11 protein-coding genes are annotated in these 18,072 nt (G+C 34.2%); 7 read left to right on the forward strand and 4 right to left on the reverse strand.

Annotation, left to right across the window (positions count from 1 at the left end; all coding sequences use genetic code 11):
* Positions 1 to 5: 5 nt before the first annotated feature.
* The 3 genes from dusB to A9D35_RS11070 form a co-directional block, all read right to left on the reverse strand.
* The gene (gene dusB, locus A9D35_RS11060) at positions 6 to 1,001 is read right to left on the reverse strand and encodes a tRNA dihydrouridine synthase DusB (RefSeq protein ID WP_066222975.1); all 996 of its coding nucleotides are present in this window, start codon (positions 999 to 1,001) and stop codon (positions 6 to 8) included.
* Positions 1,002 to 1,159: 158 nt separating this feature from the next.
* Positions 1,160 to 1,537: a carboxypeptidase-like regulatory domain-containing protein gene (locus tag A9D35_RS11065; RefSeq protein WP_066222978.1), complete on the reverse strand. Its 378-nt coding sequence runs from the start codon at positions 1,535 to 1,537 to the stop codon at positions 1,160 to 1,162.
* A gap of 79 nt (positions 1,538 to 1,616) precedes the next feature.
* Entirely contained in the window at positions 1,617 to 4,025 is a 2,409-nt protein-coding gene (locus A9D35_RS11070) for a TonB-dependent receptor domain-containing protein (RefSeq protein WP_066222980.1), read from the reverse strand.
* A 167-nt stretch (positions 4,026 to 4,192) separates the two neighbouring features.
* Here A9D35_RS11070 and lepA point away from each other — a divergent pair, with 167 nt between their 5' ends.
* The 5 genes from lepA to A9D35_RS11095 all read left to right on the forward strand — a co-directional run bounded on the left by lepA (position 4,193) and on the right by A9D35_RS11095 (position 13,494).
* Positions 4,193 to 5,989 carry a translation elongation factor 4 gene (gene lepA / locus A9D35_RS11075; RefSeq protein ID WP_066222982.1) on the forward strand — a complete coding sequence of 599 codons (1,797 nt, stop codon included), beginning with the start codon at positions 4,193 to 4,195 and terminating at the stop codon, positions 5,987 to 5,989.
* A 329-nt stretch (positions 5,990 to 6,318) separates the two neighbouring features.
* Positions 6,319 to 7,731 carry a glycogen synthase gene (locus A9D35_RS11080; RefSeq protein ID WP_066222985.1) on the forward strand — a complete coding sequence of 471 codons (1,413 nt, stop codon included), beginning with the start codon at positions 6,319 to 6,321 and terminating at the stop codon, positions 7,729 to 7,731.
* Entirely contained in the window at positions 7,728 to 8,993 is a 1,266-nt protein-coding gene (locus A9D35_RS11085) for a glucose-1-phosphate adenylyltransferase (protein WP_066222988.1), read from the forward strand. The genes A9D35_RS11080 and A9D35_RS11085 overlap by 4 nt, the downstream gene beginning before the upstream one ends.
* Before the next feature lie 63 nt (positions 8,994 to 9,056).
* Entirely contained in the window at positions 9,057 to 10,967 is a 1,911-nt protein-coding gene (gene glgB, locus A9D35_RS11090; protein ID WP_066222991.1) for a 1,4-alpha-glucan branching protein GlgB, read from the forward strand.
* Positions 10,968 to 11,091: 124 nt separating this feature from the next.
* The gene (locus tag A9D35_RS11095; RefSeq protein ID WP_066222994.1) at positions 11,092 to 13,494 is read left to right on the forward strand and encodes a glycoside hydrolase family 31 protein; all 2,403 of its coding nucleotides are present in this window, start codon (positions 11,092 to 11,094) and stop codon (positions 13,492 to 13,494) included.
* Positions 13,495 to 13,577: 83 nt separating this feature from the next.
* On the opposite strand, the gene A9D35_RS11100 is transcribed toward A9D35_RS11095, so the two are convergent.
* Positions 13,578 to 15,413 (reverse strand): cation:proton antiporter, encoded by a 1,836-nt coding sequence (locus tag A9D35_RS11100; protein ID WP_066222996.1) that lies wholly within the window; start codon positions 15,411 to 15,413, stop codon positions 13,578 to 13,580.
* Positions 15,414 to 15,564: 151 nt separating this feature from the next.
* Between A9D35_RS11100 and A9D35_RS11105 the strand changes: the two genes are divergently transcribed.
* Positions 15,565 to 16,425, forward strand: a complete 861-nt coding sequence (locus tag A9D35_RS11105; RefSeq protein ID WP_066222998.1) for an MBL fold metallo-hydrolase — start codon at positions 15,565 to 15,567, stop codon at positions 16,423 to 16,425.
* A gap of 13 nt (positions 16,426 to 16,438) precedes the next feature.
* Positions 16,439 to 18,052, forward strand: a complete 1,614-nt coding sequence (locus A9D35_RS11110; protein WP_066223000.1) for a S8 family peptidase — start codon at positions 16,439 to 16,441, stop codon at positions 18,050 to 18,052.
* The last annotated feature ends 20 nt before the right edge of the window (positions 18,053 to 18,072 follow it).

An 18,072-nucleotide genomic window follows, 5' to 3' on the forward strand; every position in this document is an offset into this window, starting at 1 on the left:
ATTATTTATTCTGAAAACTGATAATCAGAAAAATCTTTTAAAACCAAATCAAAAGCCTCAAAAACATCCTTGGATGCATCACTAGTCACCATTTTCTGGCGATACTCTTTAAAATGTGGAATGCCTTTAAAGTAATTGGTATAATGACGTCGGGTTTCAAAAACTCCTAAAATCTCCCCTTTCCAGTCGATAGCCATTTGCAGATGACGCCTAGCAGCATCTACACGCTCTTCTATAGTAATTGGACTAAGATGTTCTCCGGTTTCAAAAAAGTGTTTTACCTGTTTAAAAAACCACGGATTTCCAATACTTGCACGACCAATCATACACCCATCTAAACCAAACTCATCTCGCATTTTCATGGCGCGTTCTGGTGTATCAACATCGCCATTACCAAAAACAGGAATATGCATGCGAGGGTTATTTTTAACTTCGGCAATTGGCGCCCAATTGGCATCGCCCTTGTACATTTGTGCACGGGTACGCCCATGAATAGAAATAGCCTTACAACCTACATCTTGTAAACGTTCGGCAACTTCTAAAATACGAATAGAATCATGATCCCACCCTAAACGGGTTTTTACAGTAATTGGTAAATGTGTACGTTTTACCATAGCTTCGGTAAGACTTACCATTAAATCGATATCTTTTAAAATTCCGGCACCAGCGCCTTTAGACACCACTTTTTTAACCGGACATCCAAAATTAATATCGATAATATCGGGTTTAGACTCAGACACAATATCTACCGTTTGAAGCATACTATCTAAATTAGCTCCGAAAATTTGAATCCCTACAGGACGTTCCTTTTCGTAAATATCTAATTTCATGGTACTTTTAGCAGCATCGCGAATTAAACCTTCACTAGAAATAAATTCGGTATACACCACATCGGCGCCTTGTTCTTTACATAATGCACGAAATGGCGGATCGCTTACATCTTCCATTGGAGCTAACAGCAACGGAAAATCTGGAAGTTCTATAGTATCTATTTTAACCAAAGTCTATTTTTTTAAGAGTGCAAAAATACTGAAATTGATAGAACTTTATACTATTTGATTAATGTTTTGTATTTGAAGGGATTAAAAGGAAACCATTTAGTAACGTATAGAACAATGAATACGTTTGTAGTGATAATGTTCTAAAAACAACTAAACTGTTACGATGATTTTTTAGTCTTGTTATCATCTATAGTAATCTCAATTACTTTTAAGTCTTTCTCAGATATTTCGTTTAAAATAACAGGTTTTAAAGACATCACTTTATCTATAAACAACTCGGTGTTATACTCGGTGTATCCTACAAAACCAATCTCTAAATTATAAGTTCCAACTTCTAAATTATCTACGATAAAATTACCTTCGGAATCTGTTATGGTTCCAAAAATTTTTGATTTATCTTCCTTATCTTCTAAAATCACATTGGCGTAAGAAATTGGTGATTTATGATCGTCTAGAATCTTACCAGAAATTTTAATTTCTTGGGCTAAACAACAATAAGAACAAAATAAAAATAGAAAAGTTAGTTTTAAAGACATAAATAAATGAATAATGGTTCCTCAAAAATAACATAAATAATTTAAAGTCAATTCCTTTTTAAATCAAGTAATAGGATCTTTAATTATTTGCACCTTCAGAAGTTAATCGATCTCGTTCATTTAATTCCTTTTCTTCCTTCTCGTTAGTAGTAAGTTTGGTATTACCAAAATTGAAACGTAACCCAACACGTATCCACTGATTGTCGAAACGGCTGTAGTATTTATTATCCTGATTTAAATACTTGTTTTTTACTGTAAAATCGGTGGTTCTAAAAATATCGCTTGCTTTTAAGGATGCCACCCACTTGCCATTATTAAAACTTTTTTTAACACCTAAATCAACTTGTGTTCGCGATGAAATATCTGCAGAACCATTTATCATAGGAGACATATATAATACCGAAATTTCTGCATTCAAACTTTGGTCTTCTAAAAAGGTAAAAAAGTTCATGAAATTAGTATACAAGGCCCAAGTTTCGTTAGTTTCTGTTGTATTTCCACTCTCAATCGCTTTAAAGTATGAAGTTTCATGAAAAATAGAATTAATAAAATACACCGACCAAAAATCGGTTATGGGTTTATACGTCATAAAATCGAAACCATAGTCTATCGATTTTTCCAAATTAGTAGGTAAATATACAAGCTGGTTACTATTATTTTCTTGAATTACTAATTCTGATGTAGGATCACTTTCATAACGATAATACAACTCGAAAGTATAGGTGCCTTTTAAAGTATAAGACAAGGTGGTTAAGTGAGATATTGTAGGTTGTAAATTAGGGTTTCCTTGTAAATAGCTATAATCGTTAAAATAGTATTTAAACGGATTTAACGAAGCATACGTTGGGCGTTCTATTCGCTTTCCATAAGATAAGCCTAAACTGTGATTTTCGTTAAAATCGTGACCTATATTTACAGTAGGAAATAATTTAAAATAGTCGAATTTATTTTTCTGATTGGTGGTAGATATATCGCCCTCTGCATCTGTATACTCGCCTCGTAATCCTGCCGACAAACTCCATGTATCCCAAGATTTAGACAAATTTACATAAGCCGCATAATTCATTTCATTATAATTGAAAATACCACTATTGGTATCATCCTCAACAAAATCAAAATCTTCTTGGTAAAACTGCTCAACATCGCTATTGGAATCTATAACCGATATTTTTACTCCAGTTTCCAAAGCAATATCTTCGGCAATCGTCATATTATAGTCGGCCTGACCCGAGTAAATTAAGGTCCGTTGAAGCGATGTAGAATTAAACAGATTTTCTCTAGTAAATTCATTATTGCTATCAAAATATGTTGAATTTATATCCTGATATCTATCGTAATCATAATTGGTATGATGCAAGTTTACAGAAAAAGTATTCCCGGTTTCAGACGTATTTACATAATCTACATTAAACGCTAAATTAGTAGTCGTATCGTCGGTGTTATTTACAGACGTAAAAGACGAATCTATCGCTTCTGTTTTCATATTAGCCTCACGCTTCCAATATGGTGTCATGTTAGCATTTACCGACAACGATACCACATTGGCATCATTTATAGCATAATCTAAATTGGCAATGGCATTATGCGATTTCGATTTGGTATTTCTATCTATTTCATCTTCCCAACGCCCAACAATAGCATCGTTTTCAATAAAATTAACAGCTCCAGAATTATATCGATTTACTTTACTTTCTCCATACGAATAATTGGCAAAAACATTTAATTTATCAGTCTTATAAAAATGACTCATGCCAGCATTAAATCTCGGGTAAATACCTTGCGTATAATTTGCATAAACACTCCCATTATAGCCCGTAATTAAATTTTTACTCATTTTTATATTGATCACTGCAGCACCTTCGGCATCGTATTTTGCAGGCGGATTTGTAATCACTTCTACAGATTGTACATACGTGGCATTTGTACCCGATAACAATTGTTGTAAATCTTCGCCAGTTAAATACACCCGTTTATCATTTATTAAATAAATAATATTCGAACTGTTTTTAACACTAATTTCATCGTTCATAATTAAAATACCTGGTGTACTTTTTAGCACATCCATAACACTTCCTTCGGTTAAGGAGGTCTGTTCGATATTAAAAACTAACCGATCTGATTGTTTTTTTAAGGTTGGACGCTTTGCTGTAATATTAACCGCGTCTAAAGTTTCTAGTGCTTCCTGTAAAACAATAGGTTTTAAATTGGTATTATCCTGTAGTTGAATCGTTTCAGAATAACTCGCATACCCCATAAAACTAACTTGTAAATGGTAAGTTCCGGCATCTAAATGATTAAAAGTAAAATAGCCGTTTTCGTTAGAGGTTGTTCCTTTTATTTTAGAAGCATCTTCTGTATTTGTTATGAGGATATTAGCATAAGCCACAGGTAGATGTTGAATATCTTGAACATAGCCAGACACTTGCTTTTCTTGAGAAAAGCAAACTAAAGTGCATAGAAAAATAAGCCATGATAATTTGATATTCATAAGTAGACCTTAGGATTTACAAACATATAATATTTGAAATTAATACAATTGCGGTAAACCCACACACAGATCGAGAGATTTAACTTACAAAAACTACTGTTTAAAAAGTGAAATTGCTCACGTAAATCAACTATATTTGCAGATTAAAGCAAGGTATAGTTTTCTTTATGAAGAACATCAGAAATTTTTGCATTATTGCACACATCGATCACGGTAAAAGTACTTTAGCCGATCGTTTATTAGATTTTACAGGTTCGGTAACCGAACGTGAAAAACAAAATCAGTTATTAGATAACATGGATTTGGAGCGCGAACGTGGTATTACCATTAAATCGCACGCCATCCAAATGGATTATATATACAAAGGTGAGCCATTTGTTTTAAACCTTATTGACACTCCTGGCCACGTCGATTTCTCGTACGAGGTATCTCGATCTATTGCTGCTTGCGAAGGGGCGCTACTTATTGTAGATGCCGCTCAAAGTATACAGGCACAAACCATTTCTAATCTATATTTAGCTTTAGAAAATGACTTGGAGATTATTCCGGTGTTAAATAAAGTCGATTTGCCAAGTGCAAACCCTGAAGAAGTTACAGATGATATTGTTGAACTTTTAGGTTGCGACCCATCGGATGTTATCCATGCCAGCGGAAAAACAGGTTTTGGAGTTGAAGATATTTTAGCAGCTGTTATAGAACGTATCCCAGCGCCTAAAGGCGATCCAGATGCCCCATTACAAGCCTTAATTTTCGACTCGGTTTATAACACATTTAGAGGTATTGAGACCTATTTTAGAGTTTTTAACGGTGAAATTAAAAAGGGACAAAAAATTAAATTTGTCGCGACAGATAAAGAATATTACGCCGACGAAGTTGGAACTTTAAAACTCACACAAATTGCGAAGAAAAGCGTAAAAACGGGTGATGTTGGATACTTAATTACGGGGATTAAAACCGCTAAAGAAGTAAAAGTTGGAGATACCATTACCGATTTTGAAAAACCTACTACCAACATCGTTGAAGGTTTTGAAGATGTTAAACCTATGGTATTTGCCGGTATTTATCCTGTAGACACCGAAGATTACGAAGAGTTAAGAAACTCTATGGAGAAACTTCAACTTAACGATGCGTCTCTAGTATTTCAACCAGAAAGTTCGGCCGCTTTAGGTTTCGGATTTCGTTGTGGTTTCTTAGGTATGCTTCACATGGAAATTATTCAGGAACGTTTAGAACGTGAGTTTGATATGACGGTGATTACCACGGTACCAAACGTATCATATCATGCGTATACTAATAAAAATCCTAATGATGCTTTTATAGTAAATAACCCGTCAGATTTACCAGAACCGTCTACCGTAAACAGGGTTGAAGAACCTTATATTAAGGCTACAATTATTACAAAATCAGATTTTGTTGGAAACGTCATGTCGCTGTGTATCGAAAAACGAGGAATGATTATTAATCAATCCTATTTAACACCAGAACGTGTAGAATTAACCTTCGAAATGCCACTTGCCGAAATTGTATTCGATTTTTACGATCGTTTAAAAACCGTATCTAAAGGGTATGCCTCTTTCGATTATCATCCAATAGGCATGAAAACGTCGAAATTAGTACGCTTAGATATTTTATTAAATGCACAACCTGTCGACGCGCTTTCAGCTTTAATTCATGCCGACAACGCACAAACTATTGGTAAAAAAATGTGCGAAAAATTAAAAGAGTTAATTCCGCGTCAGCAATTCGATATTCCAATTCAAGCAGCTATTGGTGCTAAAATTATATCTAGAGAAACTATTAAAGCACTTCGTAAAGACGTAACAGCAAAGTGTTATGGAGGAGATATTTCTCGTAAACGTAAACTACTTGAAAAACAGAAAAAAGGTAAAAAACGTATGCGTCAAGTTGGGAATGTAGAAATACCTCAACAAGCATTTATGGCCGTTTTAAAATTAAACGACTAAAGCGATATCATTTTTTAAAAGAATACAAAAGACTGTCTGACAAGATGGTCTTTTTTTGTGGTCTAAAAATGAAATGCCTAGAAACAGGTTACAACATGGAAAATGCTAAATAAAATAGTTAATCCTTTTCGTTTTAAAGATTAATATCAAGTTAAAGCATTACAATAAATACAATGTAAATTATAAAACTTATCAAATTCGCTTAAAATTAAGCTAACATTTAGGGAATAATTATTCCAAATAACGATTTTTTTCATAATAGTTATATAATATTAATAGTGGTTTCAAATAATATTTTTAAGTTTATACTGAAATGCTATTTATTCATCATGACTATCACACACATAAGTGCCGAATGTTATCCAATTGCGAAAGTTGGAGGACTTGCCGATGTATTAGGCGCGCTACCTAAATATCAAAATGAACTAGGTGTTACAGCCCAGGTTGTTATGCCTTTTTATAATAATAAATTTACAAAATCGCATAATTTTAAACCCATTTACAACGATACGATTCAGTTAGATGAAACAGATTATGACTTCAGAATTTTAACACTAAAGGATAACACCTTAGGATTCGAAGTATTTTTTGTAGACGTACCCGAATTATTATACACCGATTTTGTTTATACCTCTGATGATACAGAGCGATTTTTAGCCTTCCAAATTGCGGCTTTAGATTGGATTGCACAAGACGATACTGTGCCCGATATAATCCATTGCCACGATCATCATACAGGATTAATTCCGTTTATGGTTCAGGAATCGTTTAAATACAACCGATTACGTAGAATTCCTGTAGCATTTACTATACATAATGCGCAATATCAAGGTTGGTTTTCGCACGATTTAGTGGGACTTATACCTGATTTTAAATTTAAACATGTTGGTTTATTAGATTGGAATCATGTTATAAACCCTTTAGCAGCAGCTATTAAATGTTCTTGGATTGTAACCACGGTTTCTCCTAGTTATATGGACGAATTAAAGCAAGATGCCAATGGTTTAGAATCTCTATTAAGCGACGAACATGCTAAATGTATTGGTATTTTAAATGGTATAGATACCGAAGTTTGGAATCCAGAAACCGATCCGTTAATTATAGATAATTACAATCAAGAAACTGTAGAATTTGGTAAACAGGCAAATAAAGCCTTTTTATGTAAGGAGTTTAATTTAGATATTAATAAACCCTTATTTGCTTTTATAGGACGATTAGTAGGACAAAAAGGAGCCGATTTATTTCCTGCAATTTTTACAGATGCCCTAATAAACAATGACATTTCGATACTGCTATTAGGTTCTGGTGAAAAACACACCGAAAACGAACTTAATATCCTTAAACATAAATTTAATACTAACAATTATAACGCCTTCATTGGTTACGACGAAAAACTGTCGCACATCATTTATGCAGGCGCAGATTTCCTTTTAATGCCATCGCGAGTAGAACCTTGTGGCTTAAACCAAATGTACGCTTTAAAATATGGTACAGTTCCTATAGTAAATAGTGTTGGTGGCTTAAAAGATACTGTAGAAGATATAGATTATGGCGGATTTGGAATTTGCCATAACGAAGTAAGCGTTGCAGAAGTTAGCCACGCCATAACGCGTGCTTCTGAATTTTATAATTCAGAAAAATTCAAACAAACTAGAACTGAAATCATGTCTATAGATCACTCTTGGCATGCTTCAGCACAATCCTATTTAAACGTCTATAATTCATTAAATCCTTTTCTATGATTAACAACAAAGTACTATCCATAATTTTAGGTGGTGGCCAAGGCTCAAGACTTTATCCTTTAACCGAAGACAGATCAAAACCAGCTGTCCCAATTGCAGGAAAATACAGATTAGTTGATATCCCAATTTCTAATTGTATTAACTCAGACATTAAACGCATGTATGTGTTAACACAATTTAATTCGGCATCGCTAAACCGACATATTAAAGATACCTATCACTTTAGTTTTTTTAGTTCTGCCTTTGTAAACGTATTAGCTGCAGAACAAACTATTTCTAACAGCAATTGGTTTCAAGGAACTGCAGATGCCGTTAGACAAAGTATGCATCACTTTTTAAGAAACGATTTTGAATATGCTTTAATTCTATCGGGAGATCAATTATACCAAATGGATTATAATGATTTAATTGAAAAGCACATTAAAAGTGAAGCTGATATTACCATCATGACCCTGCCTGTAAATGCTAAAGATGGTACATCGTTCGGGATTTTAAAAACCGATGAAAACAGTATGATTACCTCATTTATAGAAAAACCAAATTCTGAGTTAATTAAAGGTTGGGAATCTGAAGTTAGTGATGACATGAAACAAGAAGGCCGTCATTATTTAGCTTCTATGGGTATTTACGTATTTAACAAACAACTGTTAATCGATTTAATGAACGACCCGACTACCAACGATTTTGGAAAAGAAATTATACCACAATCTATTGGTAAACACAAAGTACTAAGTTATCCTTACGAAGGTTACTGGACAGATATAGGAAATATAGATTCATTCTTTGAAGCCAACTTAGGCTTGACAGACGATATTCCTCAATTCAATTTATACGATACCGAAAAACGTATTTATACCCGTGCCAGAATGCTACCAACATCTAAAATTGCTGGTACACAATTAGACAAGGCTGTAATTGCAGAAGGTTGTATTATTCATGCTTCGAAAATCGAACATTCGGTGATTGGTATTCGTGCACGTATAGGAAAAGATACTGTAATTACAAACAGTTACATTATGGGGTCTGATTATTATGAAACCTTAGAAGAAATAGACAAAAATCACATACAAATTCTAGTTGGTATTGGTGAACGCTGCCATATCAATAATGCGATAATCGATAAAAACTGTAAAATCGGAGACGATGTAACCATTAATGGTGGTACACATTTAGAAGATACAGAAACCGATCTTTACGTTATTAAAGATGGTATTGTAGTTGTTAAAAAAGGTGCTGTTATTCCTAGCGGATTTGTACTTTAATTCAACATATTAAAAATTTAGTGTCGCATGAGATAAATTTAGAGCGATTTACAACATATAACTATGACAAAAGTTAAACCTTTTAGCTTATTTACAGATTTTGATATTAATTTATTTAAATCCGGTAAACACTATAATTTATTCGAAAAATTTGGCTCGCATATAGTAACCTTCGAAGGCGAAGAAGGTACCTACTTTGCCGTTTGGGCTCCTAGTGCTAAATCGGTTTCTGTAATTGGAGATTTTAACTATTGGAATGCCGACGAACATCAGTTGTACGTACGTTGGGATTCAAGTGGTATTTGGGAAGGATTTATTCCTAATATTGGTAAAGGCTCTTTATACAAATATGCAATAACAAGTAATAATAACAATATTAAAACGGAGAAAGCCGATCCTTATGGGGTGTCTTGCGAGCATCCTCCAAAAACAGCTTCTATTGTTTGGGACGACTCAAATTATGAGTGGAAAGACAAGAACTGGATGTCCTACCGTAAAGATAAAAACGGATTAGACCGTCCGTATGCCGTTTACGAAGTCCATTTAGGTTCATGGATGCGAAATGTAGAAGAAGATCGCTTTTTAACCTATAAAGAGCTTTCTAAAACCTTAGTAGACTATGTAAAAGACTTAAATTTTACACATGTAGAATTTATGCCTATTATGGAATATCCTTACGATCCGTCGTGGGGATATCAAATTACAGGTTACTTTGCACCAACGTCTCGATTTGGTACACCTCAAGACTTTATGGGGCTTATCGATGCATTTCATGCCGCAGACATAGGCGTTATTTTAGATTGGGTTCCCTCCCATTTCCCTTCAGATGCTCATGGATTAGGAAATTTTGATGGCTCTAATTTATACGAACATCCAGACCCTAGAAAAGGTTATCACCAAGATTGGAAGAGTTTAATATTTAATTATGAACGTCCAGAAGTTCGTTCCTTTTTAATTAGTAATGCGGTTTACTGGCTAAAATATTATCATATAGATGCCCTGCGTGTCGATGCAGTCGCCTCTATTATTTATTTAGATTATTCTAGAGAAGATGGTGAGTGGGAACCAAATATATATGGTGGGAATGAAAATTTAGCAGCAATTTCATTTTTAAAAGAATGTAACGAAGCCATTTACACAATGTTCGACGGTGTGCAAACCATAGCCGAAGAATCTACTGCCTTTACTGGAGTAACTAATACTGTAGAACACGGCGGATTAGGTTTTGGAATGAAATGGATGATGGGTTGGATGCACGATACCTTAGATTATTTTAAGAAGGATCCTATTTACAGAAGTTATCACCAAAACGGTATAACCTTTAGTTTGGCCTATGCGTTTTCCGAGCATTTTATGCTTCCGCTATCTCATGACGAAGTAGTGTACGGTAAAAACTCAATTCTAGGAAGAATGCCTGGAGATGAATGGCAACGTTTTGCAAATTTAAGATTGCTTCTGGGCTATATGTACACACATCCTGGTACTAAATTACTGTTTATGGGTACCGAATTTGGACAATATAACGAATGGAATTTTCTAACCAGTTTAGATTGGAATTTGTTAGAGTTTCAACCTCATATTAACACCAAAAATTACTTAAAAACTTTAAATACCTTATACCAAAATACGCCTGCTTTATACGAAAAAGGGTTTAGCCAAGACGGGTTTGAATGGATAAATTACGACGATCATCAAAATGCTGTAATATCGTATATTAGAAAAGGACACGATGTAGAAAACGATCTTATTGTTGTATGTAATTTTACCCCCTTAAGTCATAAAAAATACGATATTGGTGTTCCAAGAGCTGGAAGTTTAATTGAAGTTTTTAACAGCGATAGTACAGAATTTGGTGGTAGTGGTGTGTTAAACTCTAAAGCCATAAAAACTAAAAAGAAAGCGTATAATAATAAACCTTATACAGCAACCGTTAAGGTTTCTCCACTAGCTATCTCTATTTTTAAATACAAATAACTAATTAATTCATAACTATTCAACCGTTTTAAAACTTAAAAAGTTCTCCCAATTTTTAATTTAAAGAAAAGCCTATCAACAGGAAACATTAAGAAGTTTATATGCTTTTCTAATTTTATAGGATATGATTACAAATACCGAATTAGAAAAAAAGGGTAATCAATACCCAGACAATATTGTTTCTTTCGAGAAAAAAATAGACACCCTACATTTTAAAACAGCTAATGGCGTAGGGTTACAGCTAACCGTAGTGCGAGATAGTGTTTTACGATTTAGATATGCTTCAGATTCTAATTTCGAAAATGACTTTTCGTATGCCATAACAAAGTTTGCGAGTACCGGATACAATCATTTAGACATTCAAGAAACGAGAGATAAATTCATTATTACAACATCAAAACTGATTTGTAAAATTTGTAAATCTAACCTAAAAGTTTCCATATATGATGCAGCAGACGAGACCTTAATAAGTCAAGATGAATTAGGTTATCACTGGGAAGAAAGTTATGAATATGGTGGTAACATCGTTAAAATGAGTAAAACCTCTAACGACGGCGAAAGTTATTATGGCCTTGGAGATAAATCTGAACATTTAAATTTAAAAGGGAAACGTTTTGAAAATTGGGTAACCGATTCTTACGCCTACGGCAAAAATACCGATCCTATATATAAAGCGATTCCGTTTTATACCGGACTTCATCACGGGAAATCTTATGGTATTTTCTTCGATAATACCTTTAGGTCGTATTTCGATTTCGCACATGAACGAAAAAATGTAACTAGTTTTTGGGCTCAAGGGGGAGAAATGAATTACTATTTTATTTACGGCCCAAAAATGACCGATGTCGTTGCCAATTACACCGATTTAACCGGAAAACCACATCAGCTTCCCGCGCTTTGGTCTTTAGGCTACCATCAGTGTAAATGGAGTTACTATCCAGAATCAAAAGTTAAAGAAGTCACTTCTAAATTTAGAGAATTAAATATTCCTTGCGATGCCATTTATTTAGATATCGATTATATGGAAGGCTTTCGCTGTTTTACGTGGAACAAAGAATACTTCCCCGATCCTAAAAGAATGGTGAAAGAACTAGCCGACGATGGGTTTAAAACTATCGTTATTATAGATCCGGGAATTAAAATAGACACCAATTACCATGTTTTTAATGAAGGTATAGAAAATGATTATTTCTGTAAACGTGCCGATGGTCCTTACATGAAAGGAAAAGTTTGGCCTGGAGAATGTTATTTCCCCGACTTTACCAATAAAGAAGTTAGAGAATGGTGGTCTGATTTATTTAAAGAATTGGTTGAAGACATAGGTGTAAAAGGCGTTTGGAACGATATGAACGAGCCTGCCGTTATGGAAGTGCCTAATAAAACCTTCCCAGACGATGTACGCCACGATTACGACGGTAACCGTTGTAGCCACAGAAAAGCGCATAATATTTACGGCATGCAAATGGCTAGAGCCACCTATCAAGGACTCAAAAAATTTGCGTATCCAAAACGTCCATTTGTAATTACACGTGCCGCCTATTCGGGCACACAACGATATACTTCTACATGGACAGGAGATAATGTGGCCACTTGGGAACATTTATGGATTGCCAATGTACAAGCACAACGTATGGCGCTTTCCGGATTTTCGTTTGTAGGCAGTGATATAGGAGGCTTTGCAGAACAACCCAATGGCGAATTATTTGCCCGTTGGATTCAGCTTGGCGTATTCCATCCCTTTTGTAGAACTCATTCTTCTGGCGATCATGGCGAGCAAGAACCTTGGATGTTTGGAGACGAAGTTACCGACATTGTAAGATCCTTTATAAATTTAAGATACGAGCTTCTGCCCTATTTATATACCGCGTTTTGGCAATATTTAGATGAAGGTACTCCCATATTAAAATCACTTTTTCTTTTCGATCAAGACGATATACAAACCCATTACAGAACAGACGAATTTATTTACGGAAACAACATTTTAGTGTGTCCTATTTTAGAACCCAATTCTAGAGGCCGACGTATGTACGTTCCAAGAGGAGATTGGTATAACTATTGGACAGAAGAATTGATTGAAGGTGGAAGAGAAATTTGGATAGATGCCGATTTACATACCATGCCAATATTTATTAAAGCAGGTACCTTAATCCCTAAATATCCTGTACAGCAATATGTGGGAGAAAAAAAATTCGATGAAATTACCTTAGAAGTGCGTTACAAATTAGGACAAGAACAATCGTTATTGTTTGACGATGCGCACGATGGTTACGATTACACCAAAGGGCGTTACAGTTTAAGTAAATTTAAGCTTACTGGTAAGGCCAACGAATTAATTATACAACAACATACCTCAGGCAAGTTTGTAACCCCTTATACGGGCTTTAAATTGAAATTAATAGGATTGCCTTTCGAGATTACTAAAATTGAAGTTGACAACGTTGAAATCGATTTTGAAGCCTTACACTTAACAGTAAGTAATAACGAATTGATAGTCGATAAAACGTTTACGGAGATTCATATTATGTAAATACATATAATTCAAAATAAACACATAAAAAACGCTCGTGAATAATCTTTACGAGCGTTTATATTCTTTTTAAAAGTAAAAAATTACATTTTCTCGACATCAATTGGTTTTCCTAAATACACCAATTTGTAACCAGCTTCAATAATATGTTTTTCTTTATTTAAGGAGGAGATAATTTCTAAAACGCCTTTATCATTCTTTATAAAAATTGGAATAATATCTGGGTCGTTAGCACTAATATTAATAAGATTTGTAAAATGTGCTTTATTTTTTATTTCAATTTCGTGAATTGCTGGATAATTACGTGTTACATCACTTAACGAGTTAAAATCATCGGTTTGCGAAAACAGGCCTTCTCTAGGAATCGTGTCTACATTACTCATCTCATCGGCAGTTAATAATCTAAACGATCCATTTTCTCCAAATTGTTTTCCAAACTTGTTAATGGCGTATTTATTAATGTCTGAACTGCCTGTTAAAGCCATAAGATACCCAACATCGTTTAATTCTATATTATCCATCAATGTATCAGAATAGATGTTTGTATTAATCGCTTCTAGACCCAATTCTTCACTCTTTTTAATATTAACTTGGTTACTATCAATTAAAACCACGTGGCGACCATTTTGTTCTAAATAATGTCCAATTAAGCGCGATAGCTTGGATGCTCCTACAATTAAAATACCTTCCGATTTCTTTAAAAATACACCTAGTAATTTCGCTATATAACGCGCCGTAGTAGCATTTAAAAGTACGGTGCCAAGAACAATCATAAATACTAAAGGAGTAATATATTCGGCATCTGCAACACCACTTTTCGCTAACTTTAATCCGAATAAAGACGCAATACCTGCAGCTACAATACCACGAGGTCCTACCCAACTTATAAATAATTTTTCGTTAAGTTTTAAAGACGAATTATAGGTACTTAAAAACACCGCTAACGGACGAATAACAAATACAACTATGGCAAATAAAACGGCTGTATTCCAATTGTAAATAAGCAATAAATCGCTCATGTTAATATTAGCAGCAAGTAAAATAAACAGTATCGAAATTAACAACACACTTAAAGATTCTTTAAAGTAAAGCAGTTCTTTTAAATATGGCGATTTAGAGTTTCCTAGCACCATCCCCATAACCACAACTGCTAAAAGTCCAGATTCGTGAGCAAACTGATCGGATAATACAAACACAGCTAATACAGATGCCAAAGCAAAGACATTTAATAAATAATGTGGTATCCATTTTTTGTTAATTATCGTGTTTAACGCATGGGCAAAGGTAAACCCGAAAGTAAATCCGAATAAAACAATTTTACCAAATTCTATAAAGGCACGTTTAGTAAATTCGCCACCAGCATCTACACTAATAAATTCGAAAACTAATACGGCTATTAAAGCCCCAATAGGATCTATTAAAATACCTTCCCATTTTAATACAGCCGAAACATCTTTAGGCAACGGAATATTTCTTAAAATTGGTGTAATTACAGTTGGCCCTGTAACAATAATTAAGGCAGAAAATAAAAACGAAATTTCCCAACTTAGGTAAAACGTGTAATGTGCTGCAATAGCTGCTCCAAAAAAGGTAACCGCAGAACCTAAAGTAATAAGTTTGGTTATAGAAGGTGCGACATTTTTAATTTCGCTTAATTTTAAGGTTAACCCTCCTTCAAATAAAATAATACTAATGGCTAGCGAGACAAAATAAAACAGACTTTCTCCTGGAAATAAGCCCTCTCTCCCATTCCAAATGGGTTCTATCCATTTAGAACCATCTTCCGAAAAGAATTCGGCGGCTATAGGACCAACTAATAATCCGATAAGGATTAAAGGTAATATGGCAGGTATTTTAAATTTCCAAGCCACCCATTGTGCTAATATTCCTAATATAATTATCCCGGCGAGTTCTAACATGCATTATTTATTTCAAAGGTGAATATATAAAAGTTTTGCATTATATGAAGCCGTACACCACGTTTTTATGTTAAAAAAGACCCAATAAAAAATAAGATTTCCAGAAAACTCTATTACTATTTTTAACTTTGTTCAGAAAAAATTTATAATCATGAATTTATATCCTATCGAAACTGGGAATTTTAAGTTAGATGGTGGTGCTATGTTTGGCGTTGTTCCTAAAACCATTTGGCAAAAAACAAACCCAGCAGATGCTAACAATTTAATAGATATTGCGGCGCGATCCCTTTTAATTGAAGACGGTAATAGGCTTATTTTAATAGATACAGGGATGGGAGATAAACAGTCTGATAAATTTTTTGGGTACTATTCGCTTTGGGGAAACCATTCTATAGACGCCTCACTTAAAAAATATGGCTTTCATCGCGACGATATTACCGATATCTTTTTAACGCATTTACATTTCGATCATTGTGGCGGAAGTATTCAGTGGAATAAAGATAGAACAGGTTATGAACCAGCTTTTAAAAATGCCCATTTTTGGAGCAATAAAGACCATTGGCAATGGGCTACTCAACCTAACAGAAGGGAAAAACCTTCCTTTTTAAAGGAAAATATACTCCCAATGGAGGAAAGTGGTCAGTTAAAATTTACAGATCTTCCTAAAGGGAATTTATTAGAAAATAGCGCTTTAGATTTCGATATTTTATTTGTAGACGGGCATACCGACAAACAAATGATTCCGCAAATTCAATATAAAGATAAAACCATAGTTTTTATGGCCGATTTATTACCCACCGTTGGGCACATTCCTTTGCCTTATGTGGTTGGTTACGATACCCGTCCATTAATAACACTTACCGAAAAAGAAAAGTTTTTAAATCAAGCAGCCGACAATAATTATTATTTATTTTTGGAGCACGATGCTCACAACGAAATAATTACCGTTCAACATACCGAAAAGAGTGTACGCTTAAAAGATATTTACACCTGCAAAGACATTTTTAATTAACACAAAATAACACATGAATTTTATTAAACCTATTTTATGCTCTGCCCTGTTGGCAACAGTACTAACTAGCTGCGGTGGAGGAGCTAAAGTACTTTCTACACCTATCGAAAACATAGATAGTTCACCGTTGAAAGTTTCTGAATTAACAGAAACACAACAACACACTTGGGGACACTTAGACCTAGTTTCTGATACCATTCCTGGAATGAGTGTAGAAAAAGCATACAATGAAATTATTATGAATAAACCAGGAAAAACAGTTATAGTAGCTGTAATAGATTCTGGTATAGATATAGAACATGAAGATTTAAATGGTGTTATTTGGACTAACGAAAAGGAAATTCCTAATAACGGAATAGATGACGATAAAAATGGATATGTAGACGATATTCACGGTTGGAATTTTTTAGGTGACACTTACCAAGAACAATTAGAATATGTTCGTTTATTAGCAAGCGGAGATACTTCTAATCCGGATTATGCTAGAGCAGAAAAAGAATACAATGAAGAATATACCAAGTATACCAATCTAAAAACACAATACGATAGAATTCTTCAACAATTAACTTATGCTGATAATCTAATCTCTAAAAAGTTAAACAAAACAAATTATACCTTAGCTGATTTAGAAACTATTAAGCCTGGTACAGACGAAGAGTTAACTACTGCAGTTACCGTTGGTAAATATATTTTAAGCCTTGGTTTTGATGATGTTGATGCCGCTAAGGCAGATTTAAAAGGAAGTGCAGAAAGTATCATTGAACGCTTAAACTACAACCTTAATAAAGACTTTAAAGGAAGAAAAACAGGAGATAACCCAGACGATTTAACAGACGTAGGTTACGGTAACGGAAACGTTTTACCTGTTGTAAAAGATGAGAGTCACGGTACCCACGTAGCTGGAATTATAGCAGCAGAACGTAACAATGGTATAGGTGTAAACGGAGTAGCGAACAACGTTCAAATCATGAGTTTAAGAGTTGTATCGAATGGCGATGAATATGATAAAGATGTTGCCTTAGGAATTCGTTATGCTGTAGATAATGGTGCGAAAATTATTAACGGTAGTTTTGGAAAATACTATTCGCCACACAGCGACTGGGTAAGAGATGCTATTGCCTATGCAAGCAAACACGATGTTTTAATTGTAATGGCTGCAGGAAATGAAGGATTAGATTTAGATAAAGATGACCATCATTATCCAACCGATAATATAGATAATGGAGAAGAACTAGTTGATAATTTCATATCTGTAGGTGCCTTAGCACCAGAATATGGACCAACAATGGTTGCCGATTATTCTAATTACGGAAAAATAAATGTTGATGTATTTGCTCCTGGATCTAAAATTTATTCAACAACTCCAGAAAACGAATACAAATCTTATGGTGGTACTTCTATGGCATCTCCTGCTGTAGCTGGTGTTGCTGCCTTAATTCGTTCTTATTATCCAAAATTAAGCGCTGCACAAGTAAAACAAGTTATTTTAGACTCTGGTTTACCGCTTAAAACTAAAGTTATTGTTGGTGGCGATCCATCAAACGAAAAGGATTTTAGTGAATTATCAAAATCAGGTAAAATAGTGAATGCTTATAATGCTTTAATTTTGGCATCACAAGTAAAATAAATTTATTCATTTTTAAAAAA

The sequence above is a fragment of the Formosa haliotis genome (assembly GCF_001685485.1).
Taxonomy (GTDB): domain Bacteria; phylum Bacteroidota; class Bacteroidia; order Flavobacteriales; family Flavobacteriaceae; genus Formosa; species Formosa haliotis.

Excerpts from the sequence above, each read along its gene's own strand:
- A9D35_RS11080 (WP_066222985.1), top strand. The coding sequence starts at position 6,319 with ATGACTATCACACACATAAGTGCCGAATGTTATCCAATTGCGAAAGTT.
- A9D35_RS11110 (WP_066223000.1), top strand. The coding sequence starts at position 16,439 with ATGAATTTTATTAAACCTATTTTATGCTCTGCCCTGTTGGCAACAGTA.
- A9D35_RS11070 (WP_066222980.1), bottom strand. The coding sequence starts at position 4,025 with ATGAATATCAAATTATCATGGCTTATTTTTCTATGCACTTTAGTTTGC.
- glgB (WP_066222991.1), top strand. The coding sequence starts at position 9,057 with ATGACAAAAGTTAAACCTTTTAGCTTATTTACAGATTTTGATATTAAT.
- lepA (WP_066222982.1), top strand. The coding sequence starts at position 4,193 with ATGAAGAACATCAGAAATTTTTGCATTATTGCACACATCGATCACGGT.
- A9D35_RS11065 (WP_066222978.1), bottom strand. The coding sequence starts at position 1,537 with ATGTCTTTAAAACTAACTTTTCTATTTTTATTTTGTTCTTATTGTTGT.
- A9D35_RS11085 (WP_066222988.1), top strand. The coding sequence starts at position 7,728 with ATGATTAACAACAAAGTACTATCCATAATTTTAGGTGGTGGCCAAGGC.
- A9D35_RS11105 (WP_066222998.1), top strand. The coding sequence starts at position 15,565 with ATGAATTTATATCCTATCGAAACTGGGAATTTTAAGTTAGATGGTGGT.
- A9D35_RS11095 (WP_066222994.1), top strand. The coding sequence starts at position 11,092 with ATGATTACAAATACCGAATTAGAAAAAAAGGGTAATCAATACCCAGAC.
- A9D35_RS11100 (WP_066222996.1), bottom strand. The coding sequence starts at position 15,413 with ATGTTAGAACTCGCCGGGATAATTATATTAGGAATATTAGCACAATGG.